Source organism: Brevibacterium luteolum, assembly GCF_025147615.1.
GTDB classification, from domain to species: Bacteria; Actinomycetota; Actinomycetes; order Actinomycetales; family Brevibacteriaceae; genus Brevibacterium; species Brevibacterium luteolum.
On the sequence record NZ_JALXPM010000015.1, the window covers coordinates 16,244 to 33,753 of the forward strand.

General features: G+C 66.7%; 21 protein-coding genes, 1 pseudogene and 1 riboswitch. Of the genes and pseudogenes, 14 read left to right on the plus strand and 8 right to left on the minus strand.

The features are described from left to right. Window positions 1-31: 31 nt before the first annotated feature. The 4 genes from M3C25_RS05470 to M3C25_RS05485 form a co-directional block, all read right to left on the minus strand. Window positions 32-1,009: a metal ABC transporter substrate-binding protein gene (locus M3C25_RS05470; RefSeq protein ID WP_259855306.1), complete on the minus strand. Its 978-nt coding sequence runs from the start codon at window positions 1,007-1,009 to the stop codon at window positions 32-34. An 89-nt stretch (window positions 1,010-1,098) separates the two neighbouring features. After that, window positions 1,099-1,953: an acyl-CoA thioesterase gene (locus M3C25_RS05475; protein ID WP_257995088.1), complete on the minus strand. Its 855-nt coding sequence runs from the start codon at window positions 1,951-1,953 to the stop codon at window positions 1,099-1,101. Window positions 1,954-2,061: 108 nt separating this feature from the next. After that, the gene (locus tag M3C25_RS05480) at window positions 2,062-2,691 is read right to left on the minus strand and encodes an RES family NAD+ phosphorylase (protein WP_259797772.1); all 630 of its coding nucleotides are present in this window, start codon (window positions 2,689-2,691) and stop codon (window positions 2,062-2,064) included. Further along, on the minus strand, window positions 2,691-3,293 hold the full coding sequence (locus M3C25_RS05485) for a hypothetical protein (RefSeq protein ID WP_102161837.1): 603 nt from the start codon (window positions 3,291-3,293) through the stop codon (window positions 2,691-2,693). The genes M3C25_RS05480 and M3C25_RS05485 overlap by 1 nt, the downstream gene beginning before the upstream one ends. Before the next feature lie 141 nt (window positions 3,294-3,434). Beyond that, a riboswitch (TPP riboswitch) is annotated at window positions 3,435-3,531 on the plus strand. On the opposite strand from M3C25_RS05485, the gene thiM reads away from it, so the two are divergent. From thiM to M3C25_RS05510, 5 genes are all read left to right on the plus strand, one after another. Continuing rightward, window positions 3,519-4,382, plus strand: coding sequence for a hydroxyethylthiazole kinase (thiM, locus tag M3C25_RS05490; RefSeq protein ID WP_259855307.1), 864 nt, complete (start codon window positions 3,519-3,521; stop codon window positions 4,380-4,382). (Overlaps the previous riboswitch by 13 nt.) Continuing rightward, the gene (thiE, locus tag M3C25_RS05495; protein ID WP_259855308.1) at window positions 4,379-5,140 is read left to right on the plus strand and encodes a thiamine phosphate synthase; all 762 of its coding nucleotides are present in this window, start codon (window positions 4,379-4,381) and stop codon (window positions 5,138-5,140) included. Before thiM ends, thiE begins: the two co-directional genes overlap by 4 nt. Before the next feature lie 3 nt (window positions 5,141-5,143). Then, window positions 5,144-6,097, plus strand: coding sequence for a bifunctional hydroxymethylpyrimidine kinase/phosphomethylpyrimidine kinase (gene thiD, locus M3C25_RS05500; RefSeq protein WP_259855309.1), 954 nt, complete (start codon window positions 5,144-5,146; stop codon window positions 6,095-6,097). A gap of 59 nt (window positions 6,098-6,156) precedes the next feature. After that, complete coding sequence (locus tag M3C25_RS05505) at window positions 6,157-6,912, plus strand: TenA family protein (RefSeq protein ID WP_259855310.1); 756 nt, start codon at window positions 6,157-6,159, stop codon at window positions 6,910-6,912. Between the two features lie 4 nt (window positions 6,913-6,916). Further along, window positions 6,917-7,981 carry an epimerase gene (locus tag M3C25_RS05510; protein ID WP_375545099.1) on the plus strand — a complete coding sequence of 355 codons (1,065 nt, stop codon included), beginning with the start codon at window positions 6,917-6,919 and terminating at the stop codon, window positions 7,979-7,981. 62 nt (window positions 7,982-8,043) lie between these two features. Here M3C25_RS05510 and M3C25_RS05515 read toward each other — a convergent pair whose 3' ends face one another. Continuing rightward, entirely contained in the window at window positions 8,044-8,748 is a 705-nt protein-coding gene (locus M3C25_RS05515) for a LysE family translocator (RefSeq protein ID WP_170275090.1), read from the minus strand. Between the two features lie 165 nt (window positions 8,749-8,913). On the opposite strand from M3C25_RS05515, the gene M3C25_RS05520 reads away from it, so the two are divergent. The 4 genes from M3C25_RS05520 to M3C25_RS05535 all read left to right on the plus strand — a co-directional run bounded on the left by M3C25_RS05520 (window position 8,914) and on the right by M3C25_RS05535 (window position 11,454). After that, a complete protein-coding gene (locus M3C25_RS05520; RefSeq protein WP_170275089.1) occupies window positions 8,914-9,825 on the plus strand; it encodes a LysR family transcriptional regulator in 912 nt (303 codons plus the stop codon). Between the two features lie 74 nt (window positions 9,826-9,899). Continuing rightward, window positions 9,900-10,373 carry a hypothetical protein gene (locus M3C25_RS05525; protein ID WP_170275088.1) on the plus strand — a complete coding sequence of 158 codons (474 nt, stop codon included), beginning with the start codon at window positions 9,900-9,902 and terminating at the stop codon, window positions 10,371-10,373. Between the two features lie 92 nt (window positions 10,374-10,465). Continuing rightward, a complete protein-coding gene (locus tag M3C25_RS05530) occupies window positions 10,466-10,975 on the plus strand; it encodes a hypothetical protein (protein ID WP_259855312.1) in 510 nt (169 codons plus the stop codon). Then, on the plus strand, window positions 10,972-11,454 hold the full coding sequence (locus tag M3C25_RS05535) for a hypothetical protein (RefSeq protein WP_259855313.1): 483 nt from the start codon (window positions 10,972-10,974) through the stop codon (window positions 11,452-11,454). The genes M3C25_RS05530 and M3C25_RS05535 overlap by 4 nt, the downstream gene beginning before the upstream one ends. Window positions 11,455-11,926: 472 nt before the next feature. Here the strand turns inward: M3C25_RS05535 and M3C25_RS05540 are convergent, their stop codons facing one another. After that, window positions 11,927-12,709, minus strand: coding sequence for an aminoglycoside adenylyltransferase domain-containing protein (locus M3C25_RS05540; RefSeq protein WP_170275085.1), 783 nt, complete (start codon window positions 12,707-12,709; stop codon window positions 11,927-11,929). A 266-nt stretch (window positions 12,710-12,975) separates the two neighbouring features. Between M3C25_RS05540 and M3C25_RS05545 the strand changes: the two genes are divergently transcribed. Together M3C25_RS05545 and M3C25_RS05550 are read left to right on the plus strand one after the other, a co-directional pair. Next, window positions 12,976-13,914, plus strand: a complete 939-nt coding sequence (locus M3C25_RS05545; protein ID WP_170275084.1) for an ATP-binding cassette domain-containing protein — start codon at window positions 12,976-12,978, stop codon at window positions 13,912-13,914. Window positions 13,915-13,920: 6 nt separating this feature from the next. Further along, window positions 13,921-14,343 carry an ATP-binding cassette domain-containing protein gene (locus M3C25_RS05550; protein WP_259855319.1) on the plus strand — a complete coding sequence of 141 codons (423 nt, stop codon included), beginning with the start codon at window positions 13,921-13,923 and terminating at the stop codon, window positions 14,341-14,343. A gap of 330 nt (window positions 14,344-14,673) precedes the next feature. Here M3C25_RS05550 and M3C25_RS13150 read toward each other — a convergent pair. Both M3C25_RS13150 and M3C25_RS05555 read right to left on the minus strand, forming a co-directional pair. Continuing rightward, a pseudogene (locus M3C25_RS13150) lies at window positions 14,674-15,309 on the minus strand (SDR family NAD(P)-dependent oxidoreductase); the annotation flags it as partial. Further along, window positions 15,306-15,917 (minus strand): TetR family transcriptional regulator, encoded by a 612-nt coding sequence (locus M3C25_RS05555; protein WP_259855314.1) that lies wholly within the window; start codon window positions 15,915-15,917, stop codon window positions 15,306-15,308. The gene M3C25_RS05555 and the pseudogene M3C25_RS13150, both read right to left, overlap by 4 nt. A 623-nt stretch (window positions 15,918-16,540) precedes the next feature. Here M3C25_RS05555 and M3C25_RS05560 point away from each other — a divergent pair. The 3 genes from M3C25_RS05560 to M3C25_RS05565 all read left to right on the plus strand — a co-directional run bounded on the left by M3C25_RS05560 (window position 16,541) and on the right by M3C25_RS05565 (window position 17,457). After that, the gene (locus tag M3C25_RS05560; RefSeq protein WP_165770432.1) at window positions 16,541-16,648 is read left to right on the plus strand and encodes a keywimysin-related RiPP; all 108 of its coding nucleotides are present in this window, start codon (window positions 16,541-16,543) and stop codon (window positions 16,646-16,648) included. A gap of 316 nt (window positions 16,649-16,964) precedes the next feature. Then, a complete protein-coding gene (locus M3C25_RS13155) occupies window positions 16,965-17,144 on the plus strand; it encodes an asparagine synthase-related protein (protein WP_375545100.1) in 180 nt (59 codons plus the stop codon). After that, window positions 17,116-17,457 carry a hypothetical protein gene (locus M3C25_RS05565; protein ID WP_259855315.1) on the plus strand — a complete coding sequence of 114 codons (342 nt, stop codon included), beginning with the start codon at window positions 17,116-17,118 and terminating at the stop codon, window positions 17,455-17,457. Before M3C25_RS13155 ends, M3C25_RS05565 begins: the two co-directional genes overlap by 29 nt. Window positions 17,458-17,510 lie beyond the last annotated feature (53 nt).

Below are 17,510 nucleotides of genomic sequence, written 5' to 3' on the forward strand. Positions count from 1 at the left end.
ATGAACGACGCCAGTAAGGCTGTGGTGGCCGTCATGCACCTTGAGCCCCGGTCAGGGCATCGGCGATGGTCTCGGCATCGTGGGTGATGAGATCGAGGTAGGTCGGCACGGGGCCGTCTGAGGTGGTGAGCGAGTCGACGTAGAGGGTGCCGCCGAAGCTCGCGTCGGTGGCGTCGACGACCTGCTGCATCGCCTTGTCGTTGACCGTCGATTCGCAGAACACGGCCGGGACGTCATTTTCGCGCACGAACTCGATGGTCGAGGCGACCTGCTGCGGGGTGGCCTCGTGCTCAGCGTTGACCGGCCAGATGTACTTCTCAGTCAGACCGGCGTCGCGGGCGAGGTAGGAGAACGCCCCTTCGCAGGTGACGAGCGCACGCTGGTTCTCCGGCAGGGTCTCAAGCGTGTCGGTCAGCTTCGTCTCGACCTCGGTGAGCTTGGCAGTGTAGTCCTCGGCGTTGGCCTCGAAGTCCGCAGCGTGGTCGGGGTCGAGCTCCGAGAAGGCCGTCGCCATGTTCTCGACGTAGATCGCGGTGTTGGCAGGCGACATCCAGGCGTGCGGGTTCGGCTTGCCGGCGTCGGCGTCCTCGGTGATGTCGATCGGTTCGACGCCGTCGGTGAGCACGACGTGCTTCGTGCCGGCGACGTCGATGAACTGCTCGAACCACTTCTCCAGGCCCATGCCGTTCTCCATGACGAGATCGGCTTCCTCGGCGTGCCGGATGTCGCTGGGGGAGGGCTCATAGCCGTGGATCTCCGCGCCTTCCTTCGTGATCGACTCTACGCGCAGGTGCTCGCCTGCGACATTGGCGGCGATGTCCTTGAGCACGGTGAAGGTGGTGAGCACCAGCGGGCGGTCATCATCCGTACCCGAGGTGTCAGCCGGGCTGCAGGCCGACAGGGCCAGTGCGGCTGTGGTCACCAGGCCGGTGATGAGAAGGGGGATGCGCCAGGTGCGGCTCTGCGCGCGGGGTGTGCGCAGCTGTGAGAGGGGAGAACGAAATGCCATGGCATCACAATAGTTCCCCTCAGCGAATTTGCAAAGTTCGCCCATGCGAACTTTTTGATGTGCGCAAGTGAGCGCGGAGCGCTGCGGTCTCAGTCCTTCTTCGGCCGGCCGATGCCGCGGTAGTGCTGCAGCTGCTCTGGGGTGAGCCTGCGGAACAGCGCCTCCTGGGCGACCGAGGCGACGAGCACGCCGTCCTGGGTGGTGATGTCGCCGTTGTACAGGCCGCGACCGTAGGCGGCGGAGCGCGGGGCGTAGTCGCACAGCACCCAGTCGTTCATGTTCACCGGCCGGTGGAACCACAGCGAGTGATCGAGGCTGGAGCCGGACTTGAACTCCTCGGTGTTGAATGCGCCCAGGCCCGAGGAGATGTCGGACAGGTAGGTGAGTGCGCAGATGTGCAGCAGCTCGGAGTCGCCGAGGTCCTCGGTGCAGCGGGCCCAGAACCGGACCGGGTAGTCGGTGGTCTCGAAGGGCTGGTCGGTGCTGCGGGCTTCGAAGGAGAACATCCGCGGCATCGGCGAGGGGTCGCCGAACCGGATCTCCTGCTGGGCGGCTGCCGTCGGGCCCTGCAGGTCGGGGCTTTCGTTGCCGCGGGTGAAGTTGATGGCCATGTTGAAGATGACGTCGCCGTCCTGGGTGGCGACCACGCGGCGGGCGGAGTAGGAGCCGCCGTCGCGGTCGCGGAAGACCTGGAAGACCGTCGGCCGGGCGGCGTTGCCTGGGCGCAGGAAGTATCCGTGCAGGGAGTGGGGCTTGCGCTCTGCATCGACGGTCAGGGCCGCGGCGTGCACGGACTGCGCTGCGACCTGGCCGCCGTAGAGGGCGTAGGGCTCATCGAAGACGTAGCCGGCGCGGTAGATGTTCTTGTCGATCTTCTCCAGCTGCATGAGCTCGAGGAACGAGCCTTCGCCGGTTTCGCTGGGTGAGAAGAGCACATCGCTCACGGGATTCCTCCGATTCGGTCAGGACAGATGACGCCGTACCCTTCGATCCTAGCGACCCGGAGTCACTTGGCCTGCAGCCGTGCGGCAACCGGAGCAGTGGGCGTGGCCTCAGACGACTGGCCAGGACAACTGGTGGCTAGCGTCTTGGGCAAGGCGCCGGATGACGGGGTGGTCGAGTGGCAGCGATATTGCCGGCGCGATCGGGAATGCCGAATGAGCTGAAGAGAAGAGTACGACGTTCTTCCCTGGCATCATCGTCGAGTGCACGTACAAGCCGTCGAGCTCCAAGCTGAGCTCTGCGGAAAGCTCGTGAATTCCGCGCGCCCAGTTACGGCATGTCGATTTCGGTGCAGCGAACAGTGAGAACGAGGCACCATTGCGAGTCGGCCAGTTTCCCGTGAGGTCAAGCAACCGCAGATCGCGAGCCGGAAACCACGCGCTGAGGGCACGCAACGAACCGATGCGGATGCGTCGGCGTTCTTGGAATACTTCGGCAAAGGTGGTGACGGGATCCGTCGCACAGTAGGCGACGCCTACGCCGTGGTGATGCGAAGGAGGTGGGGGATGCGGATCCCAGCGCATGCTCTGCAACGGTCCGAAATCGCGAAAGCCGTTCCATGCGATTGGGTGCCGGCCACCTGCCGAGTGGATGCGGAACAGGGGCTGAGTGGAAGGGAGGTCGCGAAGATCCGCCGGCCGAATCGACAGATGCCCGGGCCGCTTGGGATTCTTCGCCATCATTCCCAGGAAAGCTCGTCGGCCAGTGAGGAGACAGCCGATGGTGGTCTGTCAGCTGCGAGCCATTCAGATGGGGTCTGCCCTTCGAGCGACTCAGCGGGCTGGGTCATGAACTCTTCGATGTCCACGGGAAGATAGTCCTCTGGAAGCGCCCTTATAACTTGTGACAGACCGGGGAGTGCGCGACCGTCGATGAACTGCCAGCGCGGAAAGAGGAGATCTCGGCGGCTCTGAGACGTGAACGCATAGAGATCACCGCTGGCGGCAAGGGCTCTGACATCAGCGGTGCCAAGGAGAAGCAGGCGGGCGACTTCGTCGACGGCCAGGGTGTTCCGTTCGGCGCGTTGCGCAGCCACGGCGCGGTTGGCCGCAATCTCGATATCGACATCGGCCAGCCCCTCAGGGATGAGGTCGACAGGGGTGAGACCTGTGTGCTCGGCTAGGAAGGCGCGTTCCTCCGCTGGCAGCGGTGCAGCAGGTTCGACCGTATCGGCGAGGACGGTCAGCACGTCGCTGACGGACACAGGCAGTTTCCGGGCCTCGATTGCCCGCTTGAGCCGATCCTCCCATTCGGATTCGGCGACCGGTCGTGGTGCGCTCATGCCACGATTCTACGCCGCTCGCGAGAGACCAGCCAGAGTTATCCACAGGCAGTTGGATTCAGCGCGGTCGCTTCCGAGCGCTACGCCACCCCCACACATTCCAGCGCAAAGTGGCGTCATCCGCCAGGACTGTTAGAGTGGCGGACAGACATGGGGTGCCTGGCGGGCCGGGCTGAGAACACACCCATCGAACCTGATCTGGATCATGCTGGCGAAGGGATTGTCGTGACACAGCAGCACCCATCTGCCGCCGCACAGTCGGCGGCCTCGATACCCGACCTCGCAGCGGCGGTGACCGCAGTGCGGGAGTCGAATCCGCTCGTCCAGTGCATCACGAACACCGTCGTGCAGCCGCTGAGCGCCAATGCGCTGCTGGCGATCGGCGCCTCACCGGCGATGATCAACCACGAAGCCGACGCCGCCCAGTTCGCCCGCATCTCCGACGGCCTGCTCATCAACTTCGGCACTGCCAGCTCACACAACTTCCTCGCCGCCGACGCCGCCATCACCGCCGCCCGTGAGACCGGCACCCCGTGGGTGCTCGATCCCGTCTCCTATGGTGTCATCGACTACCGCACCACCCGCATCAAGCAGGCCCTGACATGGCAGCCGACCGCCATCCGCGGCAACGCCTCTGAGATCGCAGCCCTGGCCGGCACCGGTGCCGGCGCCCGCGGCGTCGACTCCACCGACGAGGTCGAAGCCGCCCTCGAGGCTGCGATCCAGCTCTCCCACGCGCTCGGCTCTGTCGTCGCCGTCTCCGGAGAGGTCGACGCGATCGTCCACGCCGGTGAGCAGGTGCGCATCGCCCGGGTCTCCGGCGGTTCGGACTACATGCCGCTGGTCGTGGGCACCGGCTGCTCGCTCGGCGGAGTCGTCGCCGCCTACCTCGGCGCCCTGCCGGCCGACCCGTTCGCCGCGGTCGTCGCCGCCCACGCCCACTATGCGGCCGCTGGCACCCGCGCGGCCGGCACGAGCCGCGGGCCTGGCAGCTTCGCCGTCGAGTTCCTCGATGCCCTGCATTCCGTCACCGCCGCTGACATCACCGCCGTCGGCGTCAGTTACGACACCGTGGAGGTCACCGCATGAGCCACGATCGCCTCGCCGGCATCGACACCGCCCTGTACTTCATCACCGACACCGCCCAGTGCGCGTCCGCCGGCCGGTCGGTGGCCGAGACCGTCGCCGAGGCGGTGGCCGGCGGGGCGGGGATGGTCCAGATCCGGGACAAGGACATCACTGACGACGCCATGTACGACCTCACCTGCGAGGTGCTGCGGGCCGTCGACGAGGTGCTCGGCGATGCGAAGATCACCCGGCCGGTGCCGGTGTTCGTCAACGACCGCGTCGCCGTGGTCGAACAGCTCAACAGTGAAGGACACCTCGTGCACCTGCACGTCGGCCAGGACGACATGCCGTTTGCCGAAGTCCGCCAGCACATCGGCCAGGAGGCCCTGCTCGGGCTCTCGGCCACCACCCCGGATCAGTTCGCCGCCGCCCGCGAGGCCGGATCGGTCGACCTGCTCGGCGTCGGCCTGGCGTTTCCGACGACGACGAAGAAGAACGCCCGCGACGTCCTCGGACCCGGCAAGATCCGCGCACTCGCCGGCGAGGCCGGTCTGCCGGTCTTCGGCATCGGCGGCATCGACCTGGCAGGTGCTGCCAAGATGCACGGCACCGGAGTCGCTGGAATCTGCGTCGTCTCCGCCATCTGCACAGCCGCCGACCCGCGCGCAGCCGCTGCTGCGATCAAGGCCGCGTTCCTCACCGGCCAGACACCCGACACCGAGGACCGGACTGAGACGCACGACAACACCGGCTCCCACACTGCAGACGGAGGACGCTGAACAATGACTGCACCCGCATCCCGCCCGCCGGTTGCCTTGTCCATCGCCGGCACCGACCCGTCCGGCGGCGCTGGCATCCACGCTGACCTCAAAGCCTTCTGCGCCCGCGGCGTCTACGGCACCACCGCCATCACCGCCCTGGTGGCCCAGAACACCCACGGCGTCAGCGAGGTCTACGGCATCGACGAGGCCTTCGTCGAAGCCCAGCTGGCCAGCGTCCTCGATGATGTGCCCGTCGACGCGACGAAGACCGGGATGCTCGCCACCCGCAGCCTCGTCGAACTCGTCTGTCACACCGCCGATGAGAAGGACCTCGGCTACTTCGTCGTCGACCCCGTCATGGTCGCCACCTCCGGACACCGGCTGCTCGACGACGACGCAGTCGACTCCGTGCGCCGCCAGCTCATGCCGCGCGCGGACCTCATCACCCCGAACCTGCCCGAAGCCGCACTGCTGCTCGGCGAATCCGAACCAGAAGCCGCAAGCATCGAGCAGATGCGCGACCAGGCCGGCCGGCTGATCGAACACGGTGCCCGGGGCGTGCTGCTCAAAGGCGGCCACGGTGTCGACGACGAGGTCATCGACGTCCTCGCCCTGGCCGACGGCACTACCGCGGAGTTCACCCACACCCGCATCCGCACCCCGAACACCCACGGCACCGGCTGCACCCTCTCAGCGACGATCACCGCCGAGATGGCCGCCGCCCGCCACGCACAGGCGAGCGTCGCCTCGGGAACGGACACCACCGCCTCGGGAGCGGACGCCACCGTCTCGGGAGCGGACGCCACCGCCTCGGAAACCACCACTGCCTCGGAGACCATCACCGCAGCCGTCGAACGATCACTGGACTACCTTGCCCGTGCGCTCGCCTCGGCAGATCACTGGCAGCTGAGCCTCAACCCCGACGGCGCCCACGGGCCGGTCGACCACCTCGTCGACCTCACCGTCACGCGCTGAACCCGCCCGCCTCGAAGATCAGCGCCCGCCTGCAGCGTGAACCCTACGAAAGGACAGCCATGACCGACCGCAACCGCTTCGTCGCTGGCGAGCAGTCCCAGGCGATCTGGGATTCCGTCGCCGGCACCCTCGATGAGATCGAGAACCTGCCCTTCCTCGAGGCACTCGCCACCGGCGAACTGCCGGTGAAGACCTTCGTCAATTACATCCTGCAGGACGAGCTGTACCTCAACGGTTATGCCCGGGCGATGAGCCAGCTCGGTGTGCGCGCACCGAACCGCGAGGACACCCGCTTCTGGACGTTGGCCGCAGGCGAGGCCGTCACCGTCGAAGAGGAGATGCATGCTGCACTGCTGGCCGAGGAGCGATTCGCCTCGGCCCGCCGCCAGCTGACCGACGCAAACGGCCAGCCGCAGCCCTCGCCGACGACCCTGGGCTACACCTCCTACCTCATCGCCCAGGCCGCAACCGCTGCGTACCCGGTCGGTGTGGCCGCAGTGCTGCCGTGCTTCTGGGTCTACGCCCACATGGGCAAGGTGCTCACCGAACGCGTCGGCGACGCCATGGATACGCACCCGTACCGTGCCTGGATCGAAACCTACGACAGCCCCGAGTTCGATGAATCGGTCGACGGTGCCGTTGCGATCCTCGAACGCGAGATGGCTGCAGCCGATGAGCCCACCCGGCAGGCGATGATGGCCGCATTCGCGCAGGCCACCGTGTACGAACTGCACTTCTGGGCCTCCGCCCACGTCTTCCAGTCCTGGGACGTCGCCGCACTCGGCGAACCGGCAGTCGAGGCCGCGCTATCCTGAGCGGATGACGGCGATGAGCGACACCCCCGAGACCAGCCCAGCCAGCACCTCCCAGGACAGCGCTGGTGAGGCCGACCCCGGGCGGGTCGTCATCGGCGGATCCAGCGGCTTCATCGGCCGCCACCTCGTCGCCAAGTACCGGTCCGAAGGCCGGGAGGTCGTCACGATCTCCCGGTTCAACGCCGACCTCACCTGGGATGACGCAGGCGGCATCGCCGCCGCCGTCGACGGGGCGGGCCTCGTCATCGGGCTGGCAGGCAAGAGTGTCGGATGCCGCTACACCGCGAAGAACCGGGAGGAGATCTTCACCTCCCGGCTGTCCACCACCACAGCCCTGTCCGATGCGATCGGCGCAGCGGACAACCCGCCGCCGCTATGGATCAACGCCTCGACCGCGACGATCTATCGGCATGCCGATGACCGGCCGATGACCGAATCCGGCGGCGAGATCGGCGAAGGCTTCTCCGTCGACGTGGCCCGCGCCTGGGAGCGCGCGCTCTTCACAGCCGACCTGCCGGCCACTCGCCGGGTCGCCCTGCGCACTGCGATCGTGCTTGGCCACGACACCTCCGAGGCCGCGACCGGTTCAGGTGCCGGCAGCCGCAACGGCGCCCTCGGCCCGCTCATCAATCTAGCCCGCATCGGCCTCGGCGGCGCCCAGTACGACGGCCGCTGGCCGGCCACACCTGGCCGCAAACGCGCCGGCACCGCACACACCTACGGCACACCTGGAGCCCGGCAGCGGTTCAGCTGGATCCACCTCGACGACGTCGCCGGCATCATCGACTTCCTCGAAGCCCACCCCGGGCTCGACGGGCCCATCAACGCCGCGGCCCCGAACCCCTCGGACAACCTCGGGTTCATGGCAGCGATCCGGTCCGCGACCGGCATGCCGGGCGGTCTGCCGGTGGCCCGCTGGATGCTCGAGATCGGCGCGATCGCGATCCGCACCGAGACCGAACTCGTCCTCAAGAGCCGCTGGGTGCTGCCCGAACGCCTCCAGGCGGCCGGCTATGAGTTCGCCTACCCGGACCTGGAGCCCGCCGTCGACGACGCCGTCAACGGCTGACCGCGCCGGCCGGGCGAGGGAAGCTGTCAGGCCGGAAAGTCAGCACCAGGGGAGTGCCCGGCTCAGAGGGCGAGGATGAGCACGCCGAGGATGCTGAGCACGCTGGCCGAGACGATGTCGAGGACCATATCGGCTTTCGGGGTGCGCAGCAGCGATGACACCAGGTCGGCGACGAGCACGAGACCGGCGGCGTAGAGGCCCAGGCAGCCGACGATCGTGCCGACGACGATCGCATAGTCGACCAGCGTCGGGTCAGCCGGGATGAACGTCGGCAGCACCGCGAGGAAGAACAGCCCGGACTTCGGGTTCGTCAGCGCGGTGAACAGGCCGGTCGTGAAGCTTGAGAGCGCCGTCGGTGTGCGCAGGGAGGCGTTGACCGCGGCCAGGTCGAGGGAACCAGTGCTCGCCTCCACCGCGCCCGAGGCGGTGGCTGCGGTGAGCACGCCGCCGCGGCTGCGTGCCCGGCGGGTGGCCCACCAGCCGCGCAGCAGCGGGTAGGCGGCTTTCGCGCCGAGTAAGAGCAGGTAGATGCCGCCGACGGTCTTGACCGCGGCGAGCAGGGCCGGTTCGCGCTGCATGATCGCAGCGACTCCGGTGATCGCCAGCACCGCCCACACGAGTGCCCCAAGCGCAGTCCCCGTTGTGCAGAAGAGGCCCGCCCGCCGGCGCAGGGCGCCGTAGCGGAGGACGAGCATGGTCTCGGGACCTGGCGTCACGGAGATGCCGACCGAGGCGGCGAAGAGCGCGCCGAACACGGTGAGAGTCACGAGAACCTCCTCTGAACAACGGGGACTGCATCCTTTGTGAGCGCCGGCCATGCACTCCTACATGCAGTGCCGACAGGAACATTGTGGAACCCGCAATCATCAGGCACAAGCAGAGAAACGCTGATAACCATTCGGTTTTGCCTACATGTCGGTTAGGCTGTGCGCATGCGCTCCTGGGACCTCAACCGGCTCCGCATCTGGCGGGCCGTCGTCACCGCCGGATCCGTCGTCGAGGCCGCCGCCAACCTCGGCTACCGGCCGGCGACGATCAGCCAGCACATCGCCACCCTCCAGCAGTCGACCGGCCTGGAGCTCTACCGGCGGGCCGGGCGCGGCATCGAGATCACCGAGGCCGGCCGCAAACTTGCCGAGGAGGCGGCCAAGATCCTCGACCAGGTCCGCCGGCTCGACGGCACCGTCGATGACATGACCTCCTCACCGGACCCGCGCATCGTGTTCTCCGGGTTCACCTCCTTCCACGAGACCCTGCTGCCACCGGTCGTCGACTCCGTTGTGCGGACCTTCCCGACGATCCGCTTCGAGATACTCGACAATGAGCGCGACTCCGCACCCTCCCCGCGGCTGCCGGACATCGAGATCCGCAGCGAGGCCGGCTTCGCCACCGCCACCGAGCTGCCCGGCACCATTCGCACGCCGCTGTTCGACGACGAGTTCCACCTCGTCGTGCCCACCAGCCACCACCTCGCCGACGCCGGCGAGGTGCCGCTGGCCGAGATCGCCGAGGAGCGCTGGATCGACGCCGAATCCCGCGCCACAGCCGGGATGAGCGCGATCCGGCACGCCTGTGCCGCTGCCGGCATCTCCCCGCGGGTCATCGCCCGCTCCGAAGGCCACTACGCAGCGCTCGCCCTCGTCGCCGCCGGCCACGGCATCACCCTGCTTCCGGCCCTGGCTCTGCTCAGCCTGCCGGCCGGGCTCACGAGTGTGGCACTGACCCACCCGGTGCCCTCCCGTCGGGTGTGCATGCATGTCGTCGAGCAGTCCGCCCACCTGCCGCACATCAGCTTCACCGCCGATGAGATCATCGCCCAGGCTGAGGGCTTCGGACTCGTCTGACAGAACGCCGCCGTGTGCCAGGACGGTGACACCGACGTCACCGCGGTGACGCAGACGGCGGTCACGCTGGAGGCATGAGACTGACCACCTGCCTGCTCGCCGTCACCGCGATCGCCTGCCTCGCCGGCTCGCTGACGATGCCGGTGCTGCGCTATGCGAACCGGGACTTCGCCCGCCACGACATCTTCATCGCCACCGGTGAGGCCCCGGCTCTGCCGCTGCTGGCCGTGCCGGTCTTCTTCATGGCCGCCGTCGTCATCGTCGCTGCGCTCTCCGGTGCGCACACGCGGGAGGCCGGGGCATTCGGTCTCGCCGCGGGCGCCTTCCAGCTCCTCGGCGTCGGCGAAACGATCCGCGTGCGGCGCGACCACGTCATCATGTGGGACGGCATCGCGCCCAACGGGGAGCCGATCGGCAGCACCGAGCAGCCTGAGCTCGGGTGGGGGCTGGCGTTTGCTGCGGCGGCCGGTTTCGCTCTTGTTGCCGCTGGCATTGTGCAGATCGAAGAGCACCGCTACCGCGCGCCTGAGCAGCGCCACGGGCCGTGACCGCGCGACCGAGGCGGTGCCCGCCTGCGCCTGTGTCGGAACCGGCACAGCGGCGTCACCACCGGCACGCTGAGTCATCAGAGACTGGAGATATGAGAACGACAACCCGCGTCCTGACCGCCGTGACGGTCGCACTGTTCGCTGCGGCCTTCTGGGTGCCGGTGTTGCGCTTCACCGACCGCAGATTCAGCTCCGATGACATCGGCCTCATCTCCGCAGCGACAGCCGGTGAGCTCTCACCGCTGATCTTCGCCGGCATCCTCGCCGCCGTGGTCCTGTGCTTCTGCGCTTTCACCGGCATGCTGCCGCGGGCCAGCGGCTGGATCGGGCTCGCCGGCTGCGTGTGCATTGCCGCCGGGGCGGTTTCGGTGGTGTCGAATCTGTGGACGTTCGGCATCCTGTGGGACGGCGTCACTGCTGACGGGATGCCCACCGGCGGGCTGATCCTGCCTGCGCCCTGGTGGGGCACGGCACTCATCGCCGCAGCCACGCTGACCCTGGCACTCGCCTCGGTTCTGCAGCTGGTGACAGCCCATCGCAGCCGGCGCGCCCAGGCTCAGCGTGCCGACCCGGCACCGGCAGGGGAGGAGGACGGATCATGATCATCGCCTCACGTGTGCTCTCCATCGCCGCGCTCGTGCTGCTGGCAGCCACGATCCCAGTGCCCGTGCTGCGCGTCGAGGACGCGCACTACGACGACCTCGCCGTCAACGTCATCACCGCCGTCGGCCTCTCACCGGTGGCCGCGCTGCTCGCACCCGGCATCCTCATCGCCGTGCTCATGGTCATCCAGTCCTTCGCCGGCTGGCGGCCCGGCATCTGGGCCTGGATCGGCTACATCGGAACGCTCTTCCTGACTGTCGGGGCGTTCGGGGCCTTCACCGGGGACAACCGGCCCTCGCTCATGTGGGACGGCGTCGACGATCAGGGCCGGCCGACCGGCGGCATGGAAGTCCCCGAACCCTGGCTCGGCCTGCTGCTCATCGTGTGCGCGGCAGGAGTGCTCGCCCATGTCGCGACCCTGCAGCTGCTCGCTGCCCGGCAGGCACCACCTGCCGCTGCGAACCCGGATCCGGCATGAGGGAGAACGCCCGCCTGTGCGCGATCGCCGCACCCCTGCTGCTCGGCCTCACCATCGGCTTCCCGGTCTACGAGTCAGTCGAACCCGGTTTCGCCATGCTCAACTCCAACGTCCTCCAGGCCGCTGACCGTTCGATGGCCACATGGCTCCTGCGGCCGGGAACAGCCATCAGCGTCCTCATGGCCATCCAATCGCTCACCGGGTGGCATCCGCGCGTATGGGGATGGATCGGCCTGGCCGGCAGTGCCTGCCTGTTCACCGGCGCCGTCGGCGTCGTAACCGCCGAATGGCCGCACATCATGTACGACCACATCATCGACGGCGAGCTCGTGCCCCACGGTCCGGTCCAAGCTGAGCCGTCATGGGGTCTGCTGCTCGTCCTCGCCGCAGCCGTCTCGCTGGCCGTCGCCTCGATCCTGCAGCTCGTCATTGGCAGGCGCCGCACTGAGCACGCGCACTGGCTTCCGCCAGCTCACGCCACCGCACCGCGGGCCCGGCCAACGAGAGCACTCACCAGCGCGGCGACTTCACCGGTTGCCTCGGCCCAGCTCCAGCCTGGCACCCCGTGCCCGAGGTATTCCTCCCGTGCCCGTGCCAGCAGCCTGCGCTGGTGCTTGGGCAGGGACGCGGCCACCGCCTCGGCGGCGGCATCTTTCGACACGATCCGGCCGGTCTCGGCGGTGACGACGATGCGCGCCAGGGTCAGCAGCGCATTGCGCTCATCCCCAGCGGCCTCAGCTGCCACGGCCGGTGCGAGGTCGGCGGCGGTGCGGCGCAGCAGTCCATCGGGCACCGGCGGCAGCAGCTCAGCAAGCGGGCGCCCGCGCAGCACTCGGTGATGGGCGGCTGCCGTCGCGGCGAGGATGATGAGATCCGCATCCGGCGTGGGCGCGGGGAGCAGGCCGTCCGCGATTTCGGCGCGCAGCCATTCGCCGTACTGGAAGTCGATGACCGGTGCGCTCGCCCAGGAGTCTGTCTCCGGGCGGACGATGCTCGTGAGCTCAATCGGCCTGCGAGCCGCCGCCTCGGGAAAGGAATCGGCATGCCCGGACCAGCCGGACGTCTCCAGCAGCACCGCGACGAGGTCGCGGCGTTCGGACGCGGTGAGGGAGCGCGCTGTGATGACGAGGAGGTCGATATCGCTGCCGGGGCACAGCCCGGTGCTGGTCGCCGAACCGTACAGGTACACGCCGAGCACTCCACCGGGATCGGCGGCATCGAGGTGGTCGAGCGCAGCAGCGGGCACACAGTCCATGCCCCAACGGTAGTGGCCAGCGGCAGCAGGTGGCGGCTGTTACACTTGGCTGCCCACGGCACCATTGTGAGTGAGGAGACACGTCGTGCTCATCTACCAGCGTTCATCGCGCCCCGGCCTGCGCTGACGCTGCTGCTGCCGTGATTCCGGCTCCGCCGTCAGCGACTCAGCTGACGAACTCTGGAGCCCCATGTCCATCATTCACCGCCCTTCCGCCGTCCTGACGGATCTCTCCTTCGCCTGGCCTGACGCCACCCCGGTGTTCTGTGGTCTCACCGCCGCCTTCAACTCCGGGCGCACCGGCCGGCGGCACAGTCACATCCACCGGCACCGTCGGCTGGCTGCCGCAGAACCTCACCCTGCGTCCGTTCATGACGGTCGCCGAACTGCTCGGCATCGACAGGCAGCTCACAGCGCTGCGCGCGATCGAATCCGGCTCAGTCGCCGTCGAAGACTTCGAGGCCGTAGGCGCGGACTGGGACATCGACTCCCGCGCCCGTGCCGCCCTCGACAGCGCAGGACTGGTCTCCCTCAGCCTCGACCGCCCGGTCGGCACACTGTCGGGCGGAGAGACCGTGCTCACCGCCCTCACCGGACTGCGGTTGGCCGGTGACAGCGTCGTCCTGCTCGACGAACCGACGAACAACCTTGACCGCGGCGCCCGCCAGCGGCTCTACGACACGATCACCGCGTGGACAGGGGCGCTCATCGTCGTCAGCCACGACGTCACGCTCTTAGAGCTCATGGATGAGACCGCCGAGCTCTACAACGGGTCGCTGTCGGTCGTGGGCGGCCCCTACAGCGCCTACCGTGCCCAGCATGAGGCTGAACAGGAAGCGGCTGCCCAGGCGTTGCGCACCGCCGAACAGCAGCTGCGTCGCGAGCAGCGACAGCGGATCGAGGCGCAGACGAGGCTCGCCCGCCGGCAGCGCTATGCGCGCACCGACTTCGAGAACAAGCGCAAACCGAAGATCATCATGAACCAGCGCAAAGCCGAAGCGCAGGTCTCAGCGGGCAAGCTGCGCGGCGAACTCGATGCCAAGGTCTCAGCCGCGCAGGAGTCAGCCGATGAGCAGTCCGAGCGGATCCGCAGCGATAACCGGATCATCATCGACCTGCCCGACCCCCACCTCCACAGCGGACGCCGGCTCGCCGAACTGCGCAGCGCCACCGGCACCTCGGTTCTGGTGCAGGGCCGGCAGTAGATCGCCCTGACCGGCGCCAACGGGGTCGGCAAGACCCAACTGGTGACCTCCCTGCTGCACCCGCTGAGCAGCGACAGCCCGACGACCCCGCAGGTTGAGGCGATCGCCCACACCAGCCGGATCGGACTGCTGCCGCAGCGCCTTGACCACCTCGCTCATGACAGGAGCATCCTCGACACCGTCGCAGCGGCTGTGCCGGGGACTCCACCCGGCCAGCTGCGCAACCGCTTAGCCCGGTTCCAGTTCAGAGCCGAGACCGTCCACCGGCTGCTCGGCGACCTCTCCGGAGGCGAACGATTCCGAGTCGCGCTCGCAGCCCTGCTGGCAGATCCACCGCACCAGCTGCTGGTGCTCGACGAGCCGAAGAAGCTCAAGGGGGATACCAGTTGCTTGCGCTTCCAGTCTACAGCCTACGGCCTGGCAGCGTAGTAGCTCCGGGCGGCAATGCGCAGAGAACGAGTGCCGTTGTCGGCCAAACGGGCCAGCGTTAAGTACTTCGTCCCGCCACCCTGTCATTTGCATCAGCGACGAGTCCAGCCATGCCAGCAATGTGTCTTTCGCCCGAGTGGGAGTATTCCTGTTAGGAGGCCGCCTCGCCCTCAGTGAAGGATCGCAAGGAGACGGATGTACCCGCAGGACGTGCCCCCAGGGCGCTGCCTCCGCTCGTGTCGAGCATTGTGCCTGTGATCCGTCGAGAACGGCTTGAAAGCAGGAAGGCAACAGCTTCGGCGACGTCGTCGGGGGGGAAGCCACATCGCCCAGGACAGAGAAACTTCCCATGTATTCCCTGATTTCTGGCTCGCTGAACGCCGGGTGTCCATTGTCGGTGAATCCCGGGATCACGGCGTTGATGCGAATATTCTTCGAAGCGAGCACTTCTGCGGCGTGCCGGGTAAAGGCTTCTACGGCCGCCTTGGAGATGGCGTATACAATATCTCCGGGGTTTGAGAAATGCACCCCAGCCGATGATACGTTCACAATGCTTCCGCCGCTCTCCATTCGCAGTGAGAGTTGTTGGGTCAGGAAGAATGGTGCGCGCGTGTTGAGTGCCATGTAATGGTCGAATTTCTCGACGCTTGCTTGCTCGAGTGACGGTCCGAGCAGCGCCGCGGCATTGTTGACGATTCCGACTAGCTCCGAGCCTTGGCTATCTCCGAGCAGAGTGTCGATCTCAGAAATGACTTGCTCGATGTCAGCCGCGTTTGCAAGGTCAGCCCGAACCGGCCAGCACTTTCGGCCCTGTGCGGCGGCGTACTCGGCGAGCGCTGTGACTGCGCTGAGATTCTCGGCGTAGTGGGCGATGACATGGTATCCCTCGCGGAGGAGTAGGCGGGTTGTCGCTGTACCGATGCCGCCTGATGCGCCTGTCACGAGGACGATTGGGGATGAATTCATAGCTGCTCCTCGTGCTCCAAGGCGTGCGTGGGCACCATGAGTTGGATCATTGATCGTGCTGTTTGTGAAAGCTCGTTTGGAGCTTCATGCCACAAGTTCTTGGTTCGGCAGTAGTCCATCGTGCCCATGCCGGCGGTAACGATGAGCCAGGCCGCCTCGCGTGATTCAACGTGATCTCGGAGTTTGCCGTGTTCGCGGGCAGTCTCAAGCAGGACGCTGAGGTAGGACCTCCATGTCCGGAAGGGGTCGAGTCGGCGTTCGGGGAAGAATCGCCGCGCCCCAGAGGCGAGGCACACACCCGCTCGGACGATGGGGTCATCGGCCAGGTTCTCGGCTACTAGTCGAAAGGCGAACGGAATAGCTTCGAGCGCTGGGACATCTTGTTGAGCGATGTCATTCTGGATTGCGTGCATGCGGGACCGTTCATGATCGAGAATGGCTGAGCCTATATCGTGAACGGTAGGGAAGGCGCTCAGCACAGCTTGGAGAGAAACCCCGGCGTGGGTAGCTATGTCGGGCATACTTACCTCGGGAAACGAATGCTCGACAAATAGATCGGCGGCGGCATGTAGAACGTTTCCGCCGACCTGGTCGTAGCAAGCCGTCATACCTCTGCTCCTTGATTAGAAGTGAATCCCGGCTCCACGTACGCAAGGTCCGCACGGATCCGGGCAGCTTCCTCGATCGTTGATTCAGTCCTGAGAGAGTGGGTCCGGCGTTCCCCGCGTACAAGCAATTGATCACGCACAACTCGCGTCCGGCTACGAAGAGCGCAGGGTAAGGCTCGTGGAGAGTTGTCCAGATCGATCGTCATCGACCGCAGCCAGAGCTCACCTCGCCGAGCAGACTCGTCGACGCGGCGATAGATCGCTGCCTGTGTTACCTGCCCCATCGTGACGAGCAAGTCGACGACGCTGATGGCGGGCGAGAATGCCGCTTCGATGTCGGTTGTGTTGGGCATGCTCTCCGAGGCAAACCGATGTGAAGCGTCGAGTCGATCCCTGTCGGAGGTTTCCCTGAGGTAGGTCTCGGCATGCACGTGGCGAAATCCCTCGGAATATACCGTGGCTTCCTGCTGAAGCGCAGATATAGACGATGGGATCTCTTCTGGGGAGAATAGCGTAAGCCGGGTGCGCATCCCCCCGACGACGCTGTCCAAGGCCAGCTCGGCATGCCCTGGAAATCCTTGGATACTCAGCTGCAAAGGGATGTGAGTAGGAAGGAGTGCATCATGCAGACGTATGAGGCACCGGCGATCGTCGAGGCAGGCGAGTTCAGTGAGCTGACTCGCGGCGTCATCGGCGTCCGTCATGAGGCCGTTGGATACTTCTTCGGCTGACAACGATGAGCCTCGGCAACACCAGGTCTTCTGGGTCACAGTCGCGGGGCAGGCGGTAGCCGCCACAGACGCCAGGCTCCTCGCCGAACTAGCGGGGGCTACCGAGGACTAAGACATCTTGGCGACCTGGGCGATATCTCCTCAAGGCCCATACCCATTCGGCCTTCAACCGCCCTGGAAGAACGTGCATCTCGTACCGCCCGGGCACTTCCTCACATTTCACACTGACGGAACGCACCCGTCCGTCGAGCAGCATTGGTACCCTCCGTCGCCTGATCGCGACGCCCGAGAATCGAGAGCCCGACTCCGCGACCGCATGATCGAAGCGGTGAGAGTCCGCGTTGAACGAGCCGACGCCCTCTCCTGCGACGCCTCGGGAGGTATCGATTCAAGTATCATCCTGGCGCTTGCGTCGCATGAACGCAATGACATAACAGCGTTCACCACCGGCCCCGCAGCTCTGTTCGATGAAGAAACTAGCTGTACTTCCCCGTGAGGTTGTGGACGCAACGGCCATCGAGCACTGGACGACTGCCGGGCCGAATGCGTTCCCACAGGTGTTCGACCGCATTGACGAAACACTCACGAGAACCGACCTCCCGTTCGCCGGAGAAGCGGTCAAGATGCGGAGCCGGTTCATCTCATCGGCAGTAAGCGCTGCAACTTCGGGTGCCGTCACGACCCATCTCACCGGTCGCTTCGGCGACGAGCTGTTCTCCAGCGGTATCGCGCACCTACGCGACCTCGGCCTCCGACGGCCAGCAGAGGTCAGGAGACGCGTCGAACTCCTCCAGTGGCATTCGAACTAGAGGTCGGCTTCGTGAGCGACAAGGAACTGCGGCATGGGTGGGCGTTGGAGAAA

Coding starts and splice junctions, on each gene's coding strand:
- M3C25_RS05520 (WP_170275089.1), top strand. CDS start 8,914: ATGCGCTCCTGGGACCTCAACCGGCTCCGCATCTGGCGGGCCGTCGTC.
- M3C25_RS05480 (WP_259797772.1), bottom strand. CDS start 2,691: ATGGCGAAGAATCCCAAGCGGCCCGGGCATCTGTCGATTCGGCCGGCG.
- M3C25_RS05535 (WP_259855313.1), top strand. CDS start 10,972: ATGATCATCGCCTCACGTGTGCTCTCCATCGCCGCGCTCGTGCTGCTG.
- M3C25_RS13155 (WP_375545100.1), top strand. CDS start 16,965: ATGATCGAAGCGGTGAGAGTCCGCGTTGAACGAGCCGACGCCCTCTCC.
- M3C25_RS05540 (WP_170275085.1), bottom strand. CDS start 12,709: ATGGACTGTGTGCCCGCTGCTGCGCTCGACCACCTCGATGCCGCCGAT.
- M3C25_RS05485 (WP_102161837.1), bottom strand. CDS start 3,293: ATGAGCGCACCACGACCGGTCGCCGAATCCGAATGGGAGGATCGGCTC.
- M3C25_RS05525 (WP_170275088.1), top strand. CDS start 9,900: ATGAGACTGACCACCTGCCTGCTCGCCGTCACCGCGATCGCCTGCCTC.
- M3C25_RS05470 (WP_259855306.1), bottom strand. CDS start 1,009: ATGGCATTTCGTTCTCCCCTCTCACAGCTGCGCACACCCCGCGCGCAG.
- M3C25_RS05565 (WP_259855315.1), top strand. CDS start 17,116: ATGAAGAAACTAGCTGTACTTCCCCGTGAGGTTGTGGACGCAACGGCC.
- thiD (WP_259855309.1), top strand. CDS start 5,144: ATGACTGCACCCGCATCCCGCCCGCCGGTTGCCTTGTCCATCGCCGGC.
- thiE (WP_259855308.1), top strand. CDS start 4,379: ATGAGCCACGATCGCCTCGCCGGCATCGACACCGCCCTGTACTTCATC.
- M3C25_RS05560 (WP_165770432.1), top strand. CDS start 16,541: ATGCAGACGTATGAGGCACCGGCGATCGTCGAGGCAGGCGAGTTCAGT.
- M3C25_RS05530 (WP_259855312.1), top strand. CDS start 10,466: ATGAGAACGACAACCCGCGTCCTGACCGCCGTGACGGTCGCACTGTTC.
- M3C25_RS05510 (WP_375545099.1), top strand. CDS start 6,917: ATGACGGCGATGAGCGACACCCCCGAGACCAGCCCAGCCAGCACCTCC.
- M3C25_RS05505 (WP_259855310.1), top strand. CDS start 6,157: ATGACCGACCGCAACCGCTTCGTCGCTGGCGAGCAGTCCCAGGCGATC.
- M3C25_RS05555 (WP_259855314.1), bottom strand. CDS start 15,917: ATGACGGCTTGCTACGACCAGGTCGGCGGAAACGTTCTACATGCCGCC.